Source organism: Blautia sp. NSJ-175 (assembly GCF_022867815.1).
GTDB classification, from domain to species: Bacteria; Bacillota; Clostridia; order Lachnospirales; family Lachnospiraceae; genus Blautia; species Blautia celeris.
Genome location: NZ_JALIFQ010000005.1, coordinates 98,136 through 112,745, shown reverse-complemented (window position 1 = coordinate 112,745; position 14,610 = coordinate 98,136). Strand labels below are relative to the sequence as shown.

At 49.2% G+C, this 14,610-nt stretch carries 14 protein-coding genes; all 14 read left to right on the top strand.

The window, feature by feature from the left end; genetic code table 11:
- Positions 1–170: 170 nt before the first annotated feature.
- The 14 genes from rimP (at position 171) to nrdG (ending at position 14,587) form a co-directional block, all read left to right on the top strand.
- The gene (rimP, locus tag MUB35_RS09805; RefSeq protein ID WP_033143299.1) at positions 171–635 is read left to right on the top strand and encodes a ribosome maturation factor RimP; all 465 of its coding nucleotides are present in this window, start codon (positions 171–173) and stop codon (positions 633–635) included.
- A gap of 45 nt (positions 636–680) precedes the next feature.
- Positions 681–1,862, top strand: coding sequence for a transcription termination factor NusA (gene nusA, locus MUB35_RS09800; protein ID WP_033143298.1), 1,182 nt, complete (start codon positions 681–683; stop codon positions 1,860–1,862).
- An 8-nt stretch (positions 1,863–1,870) separates the two neighbouring features.
- Positions 1,871–2,149: an RNase P modulator RnpM gene (gene rnpM, locus MUB35_RS09795; protein WP_033143297.1), complete on the top strand. Its 279-nt coding sequence runs from the start codon at positions 1,871–1,873 to the stop codon at positions 2,147–2,149.
- On the top strand, positions 2,106–2,450 hold the full coding sequence (locus MUB35_RS09790; RefSeq protein ID WP_390424989.1) for a L7Ae/L30e/S12e/Gadd45 family ribosomal protein: 345 nt from the start codon (positions 2,106–2,108) through the stop codon (positions 2,448–2,450). Before rnpM ends, MUB35_RS09790 begins: the two co-directional genes overlap by 44 nt.
- Before the next feature lie 15 nt (positions 2,451–2,465).
- A complete protein-coding gene (infB, locus tag MUB35_RS09785; protein ID WP_244806113.1) occupies positions 2,466–5,510 on the top strand; it encodes a translation initiation factor IF-2 in 3,045 nt (1,014 codons plus the stop codon).
- A gap of 10 nt (positions 5,511–5,520) precedes the next feature.
- A complete protein-coding gene (gene rbfA / locus MUB35_RS09780) occupies positions 5,521–5,916 on the top strand; it encodes a 30S ribosome-binding factor RbfA (protein ID WP_033143294.1) in 396 nt (131 codons plus the stop codon).
- Positions 5,897–6,862 carry a DHH family phosphoesterase gene (locus tag MUB35_RS09775; protein ID WP_033143293.1) on the top strand — a complete coding sequence of 322 codons (966 nt, stop codon included), beginning with the start codon at positions 5,897–5,899 and terminating at the stop codon, positions 6,860–6,862. The genes rbfA and MUB35_RS09775 overlap by 20 nt, the downstream gene beginning before the upstream one ends.
- The gene (truB, locus tag MUB35_RS09770) at positions 6,855–7,775 is read left to right on the top strand and encodes a tRNA pseudouridine(55) synthase TruB (RefSeq protein ID WP_033143292.1); all 921 of its coding nucleotides are present in this window, start codon (positions 6,855–6,857) and stop codon (positions 7,773–7,775) included. Before MUB35_RS09775 ends, truB begins: the two co-directional genes overlap by 8 nt.
- Complete coding sequence (locus tag MUB35_RS09765; protein WP_033143291.1) at positions 7,772–8,698, top strand: bifunctional riboflavin kinase/FAD synthetase; 927 nt, start codon at positions 7,772–7,774, stop codon at positions 8,696–8,698. Before truB ends, MUB35_RS09765 begins: the two co-directional genes overlap by 4 nt.
- A gap of 66 nt (positions 8,699–8,764) precedes the next feature.
- Entirely contained in the window at positions 8,765–10,423 is a 1,659-nt protein-coding gene (locus tag MUB35_RS09760; protein ID WP_033143290.1) for a Na/Pi cotransporter family protein, read from the top strand.
- A 166-nt stretch (positions 10,424–10,589) separates the two neighbouring features.
- Positions 10,590–11,342, top strand: coding sequence for a C40 family peptidase (locus MUB35_RS09755; RefSeq protein WP_033143289.1), 753 nt, complete (start codon positions 10,590–10,592; stop codon positions 11,340–11,342).
- A 133-nt stretch (positions 11,343–11,475) separates the two neighbouring features.
- Positions 11,476–11,742 carry a 30S ribosomal protein S15 gene (gene rpsO / locus MUB35_RS09750; protein ID WP_033143288.1) on the top strand — a complete coding sequence of 89 codons (267 nt, stop codon included), beginning with the start codon at positions 11,476–11,478 and terminating at the stop codon, positions 11,740–11,742.
- A 153-nt stretch (positions 11,743–11,895) separates the two neighbouring features.
- Positions 11,896–13,992, top strand: coding sequence for a polyribonucleotide nucleotidyltransferase (locus MUB35_RS09745; RefSeq protein ID WP_033143287.1), 2,097 nt, complete (start codon positions 11,896–11,898; stop codon positions 13,990–13,992).
- Between the two features lie 103 nt (positions 13,993–14,095).
- Complete coding sequence (nrdG, locus tag MUB35_RS09740; RefSeq protein WP_033143286.1) at positions 14,096–14,587, top strand: anaerobic ribonucleoside-triphosphate reductase activating protein; 492 nt, start codon at positions 14,096–14,098, stop codon at positions 14,585–14,587.
- Positions 14,588–14,610: the final 23 nt, after the last annotated feature.

The window sequence follows — 14,610 nt, the reverse complement described above, 5'->3', positions numbered from 1 at the left end:
TAGTGGTATTCTGGTATAGAACTTGATAATCACGATAACATAAGAGTGGGCCTTCGGTCCACTCTTATTATGTAGTGGGAAACTAAGTACCCATAAAGTTGCCACGAATATAAATGTTCCGTTATAACTTTATCGAATAGCGGACAGAAAATGCGGAAGAAGGTGAAAGAATGAGTCAGAGAGAAAAATACGAGCAGAAAGCAGAAGCCCTGATAACACCCATACTGGAGAGCAATGGGTTTGAGCTTGTGGATATGGAATATGTGAAGGAAGGCAGTAACTGGTATCTGCGTGCCTACATTGACAAAGAAGGCGGCATTACTGTAGATGACTGTGAGGTTGTCAGCAGAGCATTTTCTGAAAAGCTGGATGAAGAAGACTTTATCGACACTGCTTATATTATGGAAGTGAGTTCCCCGGGTCTTGGAAGACCACTGAAAAAAGAAAAGGACTACTTAAGAAACATGGGCAAAGAGCTGGAGATCAGAACTTACCGTGCCATTGACCGGGAGAAGGAATTCTACGGTATACTGAAAGCCTACGATGCGGACAGCGTGACCATTGAGAATGAAGATGGGGAGCGCACCTTTTTGAAGGCTGACATTGCACTGATCAGGCAGGCATTTGACTTTTAACAGCAGTGGATATTATATAGAAGAAATTCAGGAGGATGTAAAAAAATGAATACAGAGTTATTAGAGGCGCTGGATATTCTGGAAAAAGAGAAATCCATCAGCAAAGATACGCTTTTGGAAGCCATTGAGCAGTCCCTGATCCAGGCGTGCAAGAACCATTTCGGCAAGGCTGACAATGTGCACGTAAATATCAACCCCGAGACCTGTGATTTCGGCGTGTACGCGGAGAAGACTGTGGTGGAGGAAGTGATGGACCCGGTCATGGAGATCAGCCTGGCAAATGCCAAGATGATGAATTCCCAGTATGAGCTGGGAGATGTGGTGAATGTGGAGATCAAGTCCAAGGAGTTCGGAAGGATCGCCACCCAGAATGCCAAGAACGTAATTCTGCAGAAAATCCGTGAAGAAGAGAGAAAAGTGATCTTCAACCAGTATTACGGAAAGGAAAAAGATGTTGTGACAGGTATCGTACAGAGAAGCCTGGGCAGAAACTACAGCATCAACCTGGGCAAGGCAGATGCCATCCTGACAGAGAACGAACAGGTGAAGACAGAGGTGTTCCGCCCCACAGAGAGGATCAAACTGTATATCCTGGAGGTAAAAGATACCCCCAAGGGACCGAAGATCCTTGTGTCCAGGACACATCCGGAACTGGTGAAACGTCTTTTCGAGGCGGAGGTCACAGAGGTGAAGGACGGCACGGTGGAGATCAAGAGCATTGCCAGAGAAGCGGGCTCCCGTACGAAGATCGCTGTGTGGAGCAATGACCCGGATGTAGATCCCGTGGGTGCCTGTGTTGGTATGAACGGCGCCAGAGTCAATGCTATTGTGGAAGAGTTAAGGGGCGAGAAGATTGATATTATCAACTGGAGCGACAACCCGGCACTTCTCATTGAGAATGCGTTAAGTCCCGCAAAAGTCATCTCTGTTATGGCTGACCCGGATGAGAAGACAGCTATGGTCATTGTTCCGGATTACCAGCTCTCCCTGGCGATCGGCAAAGAGGGACAGAATGCCAGACTTGCAGCCAGGCTGACAGGATTCAAAATCGATATAAAGAGCGAGACACAGGCCAGAGAGTCCGGTGATTTCGATTTCTATGAGGAAGAGTTTGAAGAGGAAGAGTTTACAGAAGAAGGCTACGACGAGGAAGCATACGGGGAAGAGGACATAATAGAGAACTATGAAGAACCTTCCGATCTGCCGCTTCCCGGTGAAGAAGAGTAGGTGAGAGTATGGGTACGGTCAGGAAAGTCCCTATGCGGAAATGTACCGGCTGCGGTGAGATGAAGAGCAAGAAGGAAATGCTCCGTGTTCTGAAGACACCGGAGGATGAGATCATTCTGGATGCCACAGGCAGAAAGAACGGCAGAGGGGCATATCTGTGTTTTGACAAGGAATGCCTGCAGAAGGCCATCAAAAACAGAGGACTGGAGCGCTCTTTAAAGACAGCGATTCCGGTATCTGTATATGAGAGCCTGGAAAAGGAGTTTGATAAGCTTGAGCATCAGTAAAGAACTGTCCCTTCTGGGACTGGCGGCTAAAGCCGGAAGAGTGGTAAGCGGCGAGTTTGCCACGGAAAAAGCAGTGAAGGCAGGAAAAGCGCGCCTTGTCCTTGTGGCAGGCGATGCATCAGATAATTCAAAAAAAAAGTTTTCCGACATGTGTACTTACTATAAGGTGCCGCTGTATGTTGTCGGAACAAAGGAGGAGTTGGGAGGTGCCATTGGAAAGGATTACCGCGCGTCTCTGGGTGTGACGGATGATAATTTCGCAGTGGCGATGAAGAAAAAGCTGGAACAGATGGGAAAATAAAAAGGAGGGCAATATATGTCAAAACTGAGAGTGCATGAAATTGCAAGGGAATTAGATAAAACCAACAAGGAGGTCATGGATTTTTTGAAATCCAAAAATATAGATGTAAAAAGCCACATGAGCAGCCTTGAGGATGACCACGTGAGCATGATACGAGCAAACTTGAGAAAGGGAAATATGGCAGCAGCCAGCACAGATTCTGCAAAGCCGGCGGCGTCAGCAGAAGAGAAACCAAAGAAAAAGCTGATCCAGGTCTTCAGACCGCAGAACGCCAGTCATATGCCTGAGAGAAAACAAAAACCACAGAATCGTCCTGCAGAAGCAGGCAGTGTGCACAGCAGCAGCCAGCCGGGGAATAATCGTCCGGCACAGGGAGGAATGAAAACGGAAAGTACAGCAAATACTCAGAACAGGACGGATAGTCGTCCGAACAGCGACAACAGAAACGGAGACCGTCCGAATCGTTACAATAACGATAACAGAAACAGTGATAACCGCCCAAGAACCAGCAGCGGAGACGGCCAGAACCGTTATAATAATGACAACAGAAACGGTGACAGCCGCCCGAGAACAAACACAGGCGACCGTCCGCGCTACAACAGCGACAACAGAAACGGTGACAGCCGTCCGAGAACAGGTACAGGCGACCGTCCGCGCTATAACAGCGACAACAGAAACGGTGACAGCCGCCCGAGAACAGGCACAGGCGACCGTCCGCGCTATAACAGCGACAACAGAAACGGTGACAGCCGTCCGAGAACAGGTACAGGCGACCGTCCGCGTTACAGCAGCGACAACAGAAACGGTGACAACCGTCCGAGAACAAACACAGGTGATCGTCCGCGCTACAACAGCGACAACAGAAACGGTGACAACCGTCCGAGAACAGGTACGGGCGACCGTCCGCGCTACAGCAGCGACAACAGAAACGGTGACAACCGTCCGAGAACAGGTACAGGTGACCGTCCGCGCTACAGCAGCGACAACAGAGGCGGTGATAATCGTCCGAGAACAGGCACCGGTCCGAACCGCTTCGGTGATAACCGTCAGAGAGGTACGGATAACCGTCAGGGCGGCGGATTTAACAGAGACAAAGGCGGCAAAGCAGATGCTCCCAAACTGGAATTTGTGGAGAAGGACAGCCGCAAATTAAACCGTGAGAATAAGAAGAAGGATGTCAAGAAAGACGATTTCAAGGCAGCCGGAAAACGCCCGAACCAGGGAGGCGGAAGACGTCCGAACCAGAGACTGCCGAAAGCGCTGCAGAGACCGAGCACCCAGCCTAAGGTGGAGGAGAAGAAGGAAGTTGTAAAAGAGATCACGCTTCCGGAGAAAATGACCATCCGCGAGCTGGCTGAAAAGATGAAAATGCAGCCCTCAGTTATCGTCAAGAAGCTTTTCATGGACGGTATCATGGTCACTGTGAACCATGAGATCGATTTTGAGAAGGCACAGGAGATCGCTCTGGAGTACGATATCATCGCAGAACCGGAAGAGAAGGTAGATGTGATCGCGGAACTTCTGAAAGAGGATGAAGAAGATGCCTCCTTACTGGTTCCGAGACCTCCGGTAGTCTGCGTTATGGGCCACGTTGACCATGGTAAAACATCTCTTCTGGACTGTATCAGAAACACCCATGTGACAGACAGAGAGGCAGGCGGTATCACACAGCACATCGGTGCTTACGTGGTTACCATCAATGATCAGAAGATCACCTTCCTTGACACACCGGGCCATGAGGCGTTTACTGCCATGCGTATGCGCGGTGCCAATGCTACAGATATTGCAATCCTAGTAGTTGCCGCTGATGACGGTGTGATGCCTCAGACAGTGGAAGCAATCAACCATGCCAAGGCTGCAGGCGTTGAGATCATTGTTGCCATCAACAAGATTGATAAGCCGAGTGCCAATATTGAGAGAGTAAAACAGGAATTATCCGAGTATGAGCTGATTCCGGAAGACTGGGGCGGAAGCACCATCTTTGTACCGGTATCCGCACATTCCGGGGAGGGTATCGAGACCCTTCTGGAGATGATCCTTCTGACTGCGGAAGTTTCAGAGCTGAAAGCCAATCCGAAGAGAATGGCAAGAGGTCTCGTGATCGAGGCAGAGCTTGACAAAGGAAAAGGCCCTGTTGCCACGATCCTGGTACAGAAAGGAACCCTGCGTGTAGGTGACTTCATTGCCGCCGGCGCATGCTCCGGTAAAGTCCGTGCCATGATGGATGACAAGGGAAGAAGAGTAAAAGAGGCAGGTCCGTCCACTCCGGTAGAGATCCTGGGTCTTAGTGACGTGCCAAACGCAGGAGAGATCCTGGTTGCAACAGAAAATGACAAAGAGGCAAAACACTTTGCTGCTACCTTTGTTTCCGAAAATAAAAACCGTCTTCTGGAAGAGACAAAAGCCAAGATGTCCCTGGATGATCTGTTCACACAGATTCAGGCAGGTAATCTGAAAGAACTTCCTCTGATCGTAAAAGCCGACGTACAGGGTTCTGTGGAAGCAGTGAAACAGAGTCTTGTGAAGCTTTCAAACGAGGAGGTTGTGGTGAAAGTCATCCACGGCGGTGTGGGTGCCATCAACGAATCTGATGTTACCCTTGCAAGCGCATCCAATGCCATTATCATCGGCTTCAATGTACGCCCGGATGTTACGGCTAAGGCCATTGCAGAGCAGGAGGGTGTTGACTTAAGACTGTACCGTGTCATCTATCAGGCCATCGAGGATGTGGAAGCTGCCATGAAGGGTATGCTGGACCCGGTATTCGAGGAGAAAGTCATCGGCCATGCGGAAGTACGTCAGACATTCAAGGCATCCGGAGTGGGTACCATTGCCGGCGGCTATGTTCTGGACGGTATGTTCCAGAGAAACTGCAAGGTCCGCATCACCAGGGGCGAAGAACAGATTTACGAAGGTGTTCTGGCATCTCTGAAGCGCTTCAAAGATGATGTAAAAGAAGTAAAAGCAGGTTATGAATGCGGTCTCGTATTCGAGGACTTCAACGACGTTTTGGAAGAAGACAGGGTAGAAGCTTACATTATGGTGGAAGTGCCGAGATAGGAGAGCTTTTATGAGAAAAAACAGTATTAAAAATACACGGGTGAATGCTGAGGTTCACAAAGAACTGGCAGAGATCATCCGCAACGGTATCAAGGACCCACGCATCCAGCCGATGACAAGCGTCACGGCAGTGGAAGTTGCGCCGGACCTTAAAACCTGCAAGGCATATATCAGTGTGCTTGGCGATGCAGAAGCGAAAAAGGACACCTTAGCAGGGCTTCGCAGTGCGGAAAGCTATATCCGCAGGCAGCTTGCCAAGACGGTGAACCTGAGAAATACGCCTGAGATCCGGTTTATTCTGGACGAATCCATTGAATATGGCGTAACCATGTCTAAGCTGATTGATGAGGTCAGCAGAAAAGACACAGCATCGGAGGTGCATGAGGATGGAGAAGATAGCGAGTGAACTGAAGGGAATCAAGAGGGCAGCCATCGCCGGACACGTTCGTCCGGACGGTGACTGTGTAGGCTCCTGCATGGGGCTTTACCTCTATCTGCGCGAAAATTATCCGGAGATTGAGACAGATGTCTATCTGGAACAGCCCAGGGATGCCTTTTCCCTGATTTCACATCTGGATGAGATCAGGACCGTGTGCGGCGGGGATGAGGTGTATGATGTGTTCTTTCTCATTGACACCAGCACGTCGGACCGCATCGGTGTGGCATCTGAAGCGTATCAGAAAGCGCGGAAACGAATCTGCATTGACCATCATGTGAGCAATAAGGGCTTTGGTGATATCAATGTGGTGAAGCCGGATGTAAGCTCCGCGTCAGAGGTGCTGTTTGGCCTTCTGGATGAGGAAAAAGTGTCAAAGCAGGCGGCAGAGGCCATCTATATGGGGATGGCCCATGACACCGGTGTGTTCAAATTTTCCTCTGCCACTCCGGAGACCATGCGCATTGCCGCAAAGCTCATGGAAAAAGGGATTGATTTTACAAGGATCATTGATGAGACCTTTTACCGGAAAAGCTATGTGCAGAACCAGATCCTGGGCAGATGCCTGATGGAGAGCATTATGCTGCTGAACGGAAAATGCATCATCGGCTGTATCAGAAAGCGCGATATGGAATTCTATGGTGTGGAACCAAAGGATTTAGACGGTATTGTTGACCAGCTCCGCATCACAAAAGGTGTGGAAGTTGCAGTCTTTTTGTATGAAGTAAAGACACAGGAATTTAAAGTGAGCATGCGCTCCAACGGTCCTGTGGATGTCAATATGGTAGCCAGCTATTTTTCAGGCGGCGGCCATGTGAAGGCAGCGGGCTGCACCATGCAGGGCTCTGTCTATGACGTGATCAACAATCTGACCGGACATATAGAAAAACAGATAAAGGAAAAATGCTGTGATTAACGGAGTTATTAACATATACAAGGAAAAGGGGTATACATCCCACGACGTTGTGGCAAAGCTTCGGGGCATTTTAAGACAAAAGAAGATTGGCCATACAGGTACGCTGGACCCGGACGCGGAGGGTGTTCTCCCGGTATGTCTGGGAAAGGCCACGAAGCTGTGTGACCTTCTGACAGATAAGCAGAAGACATATGAGGCGGTGCTGCATCTGGGGATCACCACAGATACCCAGGACATGACAGGCACTGTGCTGGAGGAAAAAGAGGTCTGTGCCGACCCTTCGGGCGTGCGCGCCTGTATCGAGAGCTTTCTCGGAGAGCAGCAGCAGATCCCTCCCATGTATTCTGCTTTGAAGGTAAACGGCAGGAAGCTTTACGAGCTTGCCCGTGAGGGAAAAGAAGTGGAGAGAAAGCCGCGCCGCGTGGTATTTTACGGGATTGATATTCTCGAGATGAATCTTCCGCTTGTGCGGTTTTCGGTTACCTGCTCCAAGGGTACTTATATCAGGACCCTGTGTCATGACATCGGTCAGAAGCTGGGCTGCGGCGGCTGTATGGAAAGTTTGCTGCGCACCCGTGTGGAGCGCTTTGACGTGAAGGATGCCCTGAAGCTTTCAGAGGTGGAGAAGGCGGCAGAAGCAGGCACGGTCCTGTCCCATGTTGTCACAATTGAGCAGATGTTTTCCCAATACGGAGAGATACAGGCACCGGCGTGTTTTGACAAAATGCTCCGCAACGGAAATGCGGTTCCCGCCAAATGCGTCATGGAGGACGGCACCAGAGTCCGCATGTACGACAGCAGCCGGCGTTTTATCGGCCTGTATGAATTTGAAGAGAAGAAAAAACAGTTTCGGCTGATTACCATGTTCTGCACCCCGGAGGATTTTGCGGAGAGCAGAAAGGAGACACCATGATATATACAACAGATGTGCCACGGCTTGGCGAGGGGGAGACAAGTGCAGTCACCCTCGGAAAATTCGACGGGCTGCACAGAGGACATCAGAAGCTTATGAACTGCATACGGGAGAAAAAAGAAGATAACTGTAAGGCGGTTATCTTTACTTTTGATGTGTCGCCTGTGGTGAGGCTTCTACATACCCCTGCAAAGGGACTTCTGACCAACGAGGAACGGGAGGAGCTGGCCTGTGAGCGGGGAATGGATATTCTGGTGGAGTGTCCTTTTACCGATACGCTCATGCACATGGAAGCAGAGGAATTTGTAAAAGAGTTCCTGGTGAACCGCATGCATGTGAGGTATCTGGCTGTGGGCCCTGATTTCAGATTCGGGCACGACAGGGCAGGTTCCCCCGAACTTTTGCGAAAAATGGGAGAAACTTACGGATTTACCGTTGACGTAGTGGAAAAATTAAAAGACGGCAGCCGGGAGATCAGCAGCACCTATGTGCGGGAAGAACTGGAAAAGGGAAATATGGAAAAGGTCAATGAGCTTCTGGGATATGTGTATTTTACCAGAGGTGAGATCGTGCACGGGCGGCAGCTTGGGCGTACCATAGGCGTCCCCACTGCCAACCTGATCCCTCCGGTCTGTAAGAAACTGCCGCCCAACGGTGTCTATATCACCCGTTCCCGCATTAGTGACAAAATATACCAGGGAATTACCAACGTAGGGTATAAGCCCACAGTTGCGGAACATTTTCTGGGTGTGGAGACATACCTTTTTGACTGTGACGAGGACTTGTACGGACAGGACGCAGAGGTGCGTTTTTACCGCTATTTGAGGCCGGAGAGAAAATTCGCCTCCCTTCAGGAATTAAAGGGACAATTGGATGTGGATGTCCAAAAAGGTCGAGATTTTTTCAAAGCGTTTGACAAATAATGATGGACAAACCTCAGATTTTCTATTATAGTTTATAACGAAATCTTTTTTACCAAGGAGATAAGAATGAACGTAGGAAACATTTTGACGCTGATAGGCGGTTTAGGGTTGTTCCTGTACGGCATGCGGGTGATGAGTGACAGCATTGAGAAGGCCGCGGGAGCAAAGATGCGTAGTTTTCTGGCTTTCTTTACAAAAAACAAGGTTGTGGGAATGCTGTTCGGTATGATTTTCTGTGCCATCATCCAGTCATCCAGTGCAACCACAGTAATGGTAGTCAGCTTTGTAAATGCAGGGCTTATGAATCTTTACCAGGCGGCAGGCGTGATCATGGGTGCCAATATCGGTACCACCATCACATCACAGCTTGTAGCTTTTAACCTTTCCCAGATTGCCCCGGTATTTTTGATGCTGGGCGTGATTATTGTCATGTTCTGCAAGAAGGAGAAGGTGAAAAAGGTCGGTGAGGTCATTTTGGGCTTTGGCGTGCTGTTCATGGGACTTTCACTCATGTCGGGAAGCATGGCGGGCCTGAAGGAATCACCATTTATCATCAGCCTGCTCTCCAATCTGAAAAATCCGTTTTTGGGTATTTTCATCGGATTTCTCATCACTGCCATTATCCAGAGCTCATCGGTAACGGTCAGCATACTGCTTTTGATGGCGCAGCAGGGTCTGCTTCCGCTGGGAATCTGCTTCTACATCATTTTGGGATGTAATATCGGTGCGTGTACTTCCGCACTGCTGGCAAGCCTCAATGGAAACAAAGACGCAAAACGCGCGGCGCTGATCCATTTTCTGTTCAACGTGATCGGTACAGTGATCATGGCGGTAATGCTTCTGCTGGGAGAGAGCTGGGTAGAGAATATGATCACCACACTTTCCGGAGGCAACATAGGACGGAGCGTGGCAAATGCCCACACCCTGTTCAAAGTTTTCCAGGTGTTGATTTTACTGCCGTTCTCCGGTGCCATTGTAAAGATGACCTATCTCTTCGTTCCCGGAAAGGACGAAGAGGCCACAGACGGCGGCTTCAAGCTGGAATACATAGGTCCCACCAATGTATTCTCACCCAGTACGGCTGTAGTGGAAGCTACAAAAGAGCTGGAGAGAATGGGTAATATGGCTATCACCAATTTAAACAGAGCGATGAATGCGCTGATCACAATGGATGAGGAGGAGATCGCAGAGGTCTACCGGGTGGAAAAACATATTGATTATATGAACCACGCCATCACGGATTATCTGATCGCCATCAACCAGAGCACGCTGCCCATTGATGATATCAAGAGCATCGGCGGCCTTTTCCATGTGGTGAACGATATTGAGAGAATCGGAGACCATGCGGAGAATGTGGCAGACGCAGCCATTGAGCGCAGGGAGAAAAATATCGAGTTCAGTCCGGCGGCCCAGAAGGAGCTGGCTGAAATGATGGACAAGGTTATAAGGATCATGACTTACTCCATGGACATGTTCTCCCATAACAGCCAGAAGCATCTCCAGGAGATCCTGGAGCTAGAGGACAGCATTGATGAGATGGAGAGACATCTCCAGGAGACCCATATACAGCGTCTTACCAGAAATGAATGTACACCCGATGCCAGCATGATCTATTCAGACCTGATTTCCGGTCTGGAGCGTGTGGCTGACCATGCAACAAACATTGCATTCTCCATTCTGGACGAAGAACCGGAAGAAGATAAGAGAATTGTAATGAAATCGTAATAAAATCGTAAAATACAGGCAATACTCTATAATACAATAAAAGATATGCTTTTATTGTCCTGAATACCAAAGAAAAAGCCTGCGGCAGAAGCGCCGCGGGCTTTTTGCGTCCGGCCCGGCAAAGTACGGCCGGAAGGAATGATGGTTTTTTGAAAAGGAGTATTTTATGCAGAATTTTATGAAAAAAATCAGTTATACACTGGCAGGTACCGGTATGCTTCTGGCAGCAGTGCCAGTCATGGCAGAACCGGCAGAGAATGTTCCCACAGAGCAGTGTTGTGCCGTGGCAGATGTGGATAGCTGCCTGAATATCAGGGAGGGGGCAGGTACGGATGCTGCCATCATCGGCAAACTCCCCAAGGACGGGCTCTGTTATGTGGAGAGCACAGAGGGAGAATGGTCTTATATCAGCTCCGGGGAGATGACAGGGTATGTGTGCAACCTGTATCTGGACATGCTGGGCACCAATGAGGCGGATTATCTGGAGATGACAGGGCTTACAGAGCCGGTGCTGGCATATCCGGTGGATGACCCGGAGCCGGTGCCTGTTATCAACCCCTCGGACGTGCGCACGTCTTTGGTCAATTATGCCCTTCAGTTTGTGGGGAATCCCTATGTCTGGGGTGGGACAAGCCTGACAAACGGCGCGGACTGCTCCGGTTTTGTACAGACCCTTTACAATGATTTTGGCGTGGATATCCCCAGGGTGGCCGCAGACCAGGCAAACGCGGGACAGAGAATATCCGTGGAGGAAGCACTTCCCGGGGACCTGATCTTTTACTCGGAAAACGGGTATATTTATCATGTGGTCATGTACATCGGCGATGGACAGGTGGTCCATGCCAGCAGTTCCGCCACAGGCATAAAAGTGTCTGATCTGTACAGGGAACAGGCTGTCTGGGGCGTGCGTTTTTTCTGAAAATGCATCTTTACAACTACGGACTGTTATGCTATACTAAACCAGTATGAGCACAGCCCTGATTCAGGAATTGGAAACTCCGACCGTTTCTTAATCAGAGGCGATTATAAAAAAGAATATGGAGGAACATACAATGATTTCTAAAGAAAAGAAACAGGCTATCATGGCAGAATATGCAAGAACACCGGGCGACACAGGTTCACCGGAAGTGCAGGTTGCAGTTTTAACAGCAAGGATTGAGGAACTGACAGAGCACTTAAAGACAAACCACAAAGATCATCACTCCAGAAGAGGTCTTCTGAAAATGGTAGGTCAGAGACGTGGTTTACTTGCTTATCTGAAGAAAACTGATATTGAGAGATACCGTACTTTGATCGAGAAGTTAGGTCTTAGAAAATAATCAGTCAAACCTAGGGGCGGAGTATTCCGCCCCATTTTATCACGGCGAAGATACTGGAACCGAGACCACTGAAAAGGGTATTTCCTTACAGGGAAATGCATTTTTCAGTTGTTTCGGACAGCGCAACGCCGAAGAATGTAAAGGAGAAATAATATGTACAAGAGTTTTACCATGGAACTTGCAGGCAGAACCCTGACGGTTGACATTGACCGTGTGGCTAAGCAGGCAAACGGCGCAGCATTCATGCATTACGGAGACACCACCGTATTATCTACGGCGACAGCTTCTGACAAACCGAGAGAGGGAATTGATTTCTTCCCGCTGAGCGTTGAGTACGAAGAGAAATTATATGCAGTCGGAAAAATCCCGGGAGGATTTAACAAGAGAGAAGGAAAGGCCAGTGAGCATGCCATCCTGACTTCACGTGTCATTGACCGTCCTATGCGTCCTCTGTTCCCAAAGGATTACAGAAATGACGTTACCCTGAACAACATGGTAATGTCCGTAGACCCTGAGTGCAACCCTGAGGTCGTTGCTATGCTGGGTTCTTCTATCGCTACCTGTATTTCCGATATTCCTTTTGATGGTCCCTGTGCGGCAACCATGATCGGAATGATTGGCGGAGAACTGATCGTGAACCCCACACTGGCACAGAAAGATATCTCAGACCTGCAGCTTACCGTTGCATCTACAAGAGAAAAAGTGATCATGATCGAAGCCGGAGCCAACGAGATTCCGGAAGACAAGATGATCGAGGCAATTTTCCTGGCTCATGAAGTGAACCGTGAGATCATTGCATTTATAGATAAGATCGTGGCAGAATGCGGAAAAGAAAAACACACGTATGAGAGCTGTGCAGTTCCGGAAGAACTGTTTGCGGCGATCAAAGAGGTGGTGACACCGGAAGCCATGGAAGAAGCTGTGTTTACAGATGACAAGCAGACAAGAGAAGGCAACATCCGCGCGATCACAGAAAAGCTGGAAGAGGCTTTTGCTGAGAACGAAGAGTGGCTGGCACTGATTCCGGACGCTGTTTACCAGTACCAGAAAAAGACAGTCCGCAAGATGATTCTCAGAGACCATAAGCGTCCGGACGGCCGTGAGATCAGACAGATTCGTCCTCTGGCAGCAGAGACAGACCTGATTCCGCGCGTTCACGGTTCCGCTATGTTCACCCGCGGACAGACGCAGATCTGTACCATCACCACTCTGGCTCCTCTTTCCGAGGCACAGAGACTGGACGGACTGGATGAGTTTGAGACAAGCAAACGCTATATGCACCACTATAATTTCCCGTCCTATTCTGTAGGTGAGACAAAACCATCCAGAGGTCCGGGACGCCGTGAGATCGGTCATGGTGCTCTTGCTGAACGTGCGCTGGTACCGGTGCTTCCTGCAACAGAGGAGTTCCCGTATGCGATCCGTACCGTATCTGAGACTTTTGAGTCCAACGGTTCCACATCACAGGCAAGTATCTGTGCATCCACCATGTCCCTGATGGCAGCAGGTGTTCCCATTAAGAAACCGGTAGCCGGTATCTCCTGCGGTCTGGTGACAGGCGACACAGATGATGATTATATTGTACTGACAGATATCCAGGGTCTTGAAGATTTCTTCGGAGATATGGACTTTAAGGTAGCCGGTACACATGACGGCATCACAGCGATCCAGATGGATATTAAGATCCACGGACTGACAAGACCAATCATTGAGGAGGCCATTGCCAGAACAAAAGAAGCCAGAGAGTACATCCTGACAGAAGTTATGGAAAAATGTATTCCGGCTCCGAGAGACCACGTGAATGAGTACGCACCGAAGATCATCCAGATCCAGATCGATCCGGAGAAGATTGGTGACGTGGTAGGCCAGAGAGGAAAAACAATCAACGCGATCATCGACGAGACAGGCGTTAAAATTGACATTGATGATACAGGTGCAGTTTCTGTCTGCGGCACAGACCAGAAGATGATGGATAAAGCACTTCACTATGTGAAGGTCATCACCACAGACTTCGTGGAAGGCCAGATCTATTCAGGCAAGGTGGTAAGCATCAAAGATTTTGGTGCATTCCTGGAATTTGCTCCGGGCAAAGAGGGTATGGTTCACATTTCCAAAATTGCCAAAGAGAGAATCAACCGCGTAGAGGATGTCCTGACACTTGGAGACAAGGTAAAGGTAATCTGCATGGGCAAGGACAAGATGGGAAGAATCAGCTTCAGCATCAAGGACGTGCCGAAGGACGCACAGTAATTCGTAAAAATATTGAGGGGAGAGCCAGGCAGCCTGTATCCGGACTGCCGGTCCTCTCCTTTTTTCATGAGAATAGAAACGGTTACGGCAGGAGGGAAGTTTCATGAGATATCATAACATCACAAAAGATGACATGCTGAACGGGGATGGCCTGCGGGTAGTCTTATGGGTATCCGGCTGTTCCCACTGCTGCAAGGACTGCCAGAATCCCATCACCTGGGACCCGGAAAGCGGTCTTGCATTTGATGAGGCAGCGAAAGAAGAGATTTTCGAGCAATTGGGTAAAAGTTACATATCCGGAATCACATTTTCCGGCGGGGACCCGCTGTATTTTCAGAACGAGCCGGAAGTGACGGCATTTGCAAAAGAGATCAGGGAAAAATATCCGGCCAAGACTATATGGCTTTACACCGGATACCTGTGGGAAGAACTACAGGGAAAAGAGATTCTGAGATACCTGGACGTGCTGGTGGACGGCAGGTTTGTGGCGGAGAAGAAGGATATTGCCCTGAAATGGAAAGGCAGTTCCAACCAGAGGGTGATTGATGTGCAGAGATCCCTGGAAGAGGGAAATGTGGTACTGCATGCAGATTAAAATAAAAAACATACAGGAGATGA

What these genes read in the sequence shown, in the direction of transcription:
- rnpM (WP_033143297.1), top strand. Translation starts at nt 1,871, where the DNA reads ATGGGTACGGTCAGGAAAGTCCCTATGCGGAAATGTACCGGCTGCGGT.
- rpsO (WP_033143288.1), top strand. Translation starts at nt 11,476, where the DNA reads ATGATTTCTAAAGAAAAGAAACAGGCTATCATGGCAGAATATGCAAGA.
- rbfA (WP_033143294.1), top strand. Translation starts at nt 5,521, where the DNA reads ATGAGAAAAAACAGTATTAAAAATACACGGGTGAATGCTGAGGTTCAC.
- infB (WP_244806113.1), top strand. Translation starts at nt 2,466, where the DNA reads ATGTCAAAACTGAGAGTGCATGAAATTGCAAGGGAATTAGATAAAACC.
- nusA (WP_033143298.1), top strand. Translation starts at nt 681, where the DNA reads ATGAATACAGAGTTATTAGAGGCGCTGGATATTCTGGAAAAAGAGAAA.
- MUB35_RS09745 (WP_033143287.1), top strand. Translation starts at nt 11,896, where the DNA reads ATGTACAAGAGTTTTACCATGGAACTTGCAGGCAGAACCCTGACGGTT.
- MUB35_RS09790 (WP_390424989.1), top strand. Translation starts at nt 2,106, where the DNA reads ATGAGAGCCTGGAAAAGGAGTTTGATAAGCTTGAGCATCAGTAAAGAA.
- MUB35_RS09775 (WP_033143293.1), top strand. Translation starts at nt 5,897, where the DNA reads ATGGAGAAGATAGCGAGTGAACTGAAGGGAATCAAGAGGGCAGCCATC.
- rimP (WP_033143299.1), top strand. Translation starts at nt 171, where the DNA reads ATGAGTCAGAGAGAAAAATACGAGCAGAAAGCAGAAGCCCTGATAACA.
- MUB35_RS09760 (WP_033143290.1), top strand. Translation starts at nt 8,765, where the DNA reads ATGAACGTAGGAAACATTTTGACGCTGATAGGCGGTTTAGGGTTGTTC.
- MUB35_RS09755 (WP_033143289.1), top strand. Translation starts at nt 10,590, where the DNA reads ATGCAGAATTTTATGAAAAAAATCAGTTATACACTGGCAGGTACCGGT.
- MUB35_RS09765 (WP_033143291.1), top strand. Translation starts at nt 7,772, where the DNA reads ATGATATATACAACAGATGTGCCACGGCTTGGCGAGGGGGAGACAAGT.
- nrdG (WP_033143286.1), top strand. Translation starts at nt 14,096, where the DNA reads ATGAGATATCATAACATCACAAAAGATGACATGCTGAACGGGGATGGC.